The organism is Vibrio sp. Y176 (assembly GCF_033438945.1).
Map to the genome: position 1 here is coordinate 1 of NZ_JAWOQS010000295.1, position 833 is coordinate 833.

Sequence of the window (833 nt, forward strand, 5' to 3'; positions counted from 1 at the left end):
TCTCCTCGGTATGGCTCTGCACTTTGGTGAAGCCTACTGGTTGATGCAATACGATGTGGCCTTCAACTCTAACGACTTCTTGTTTGGCACCCTCATTTGGTCGCTCGGCGTGTTCATGTGGCTGTTAGTTCATCCTAATTTTGGCAACATGCCATGGGTATTTAAGTGGGCCCCAAGTGTTTTAGGCGTTTACGTGAGCCATCTGTTGGTCATTATTGTCATGATGAACATAGCGGGCTTTTTAGGATTACAAGACTTAGCAAAAGATGCCTTCTTGTTTCCTGCCACTCTCATCGTGACCTTGTTGTTGGTAAGGGCAATTGAAGCATCTCCACTGAAAAAAGCCCTACTCCGCTAAATGGATTCAGCAATACGCTAACACTAAAGTGTTAGCGTATTGATTTTTAAAGTGAGAGTTCTCTCTCACTCACCAAAATTTGACTTTCTAATCCTTCAGAATTTGCCGTCACTCACAAAAAACATTGTTCATTTGCTTTAGATTGACCCGACTATTACAACATTGCTCATTAAACGGAGGCTGTATGTGGGCAGGTCAGGGACTCATTCCTTTTCTAGAAATTAGCCATTGGCTAACTTATGGTTTATACGCTGTTGCGATCTTATTTGGCGCGGCGAGCATTGCGTCACTCAGAAAATAGTGGCGCAAGCTACCCAAATCTTAACTCCTACTGTTAATTCGAGCTCTCTCACAACTAACCCCTTAATTTATGGCTAATATTTCTCCAACAAGACAAGGGAGAAATGTCTATGCCAATCTATCCTATTATGGCTTTCTGCTGTTTGTTGTTCTCTAGTTCCAGCTTTGCAGCGGC

1 pseudogene is annotated in these 833 nt (G+C 43.0%); it reads left to right on the top strand.

Features of this window, described 5'->3' with window-relative positions:
* A pseudogene (locus R7O13_RS25665) lies at positions 1–358 on the top strand (fucose 4-O-acetylase); the annotation flags it as partial.
* Positions 359–833: the final 475 nt, after the last annotated feature.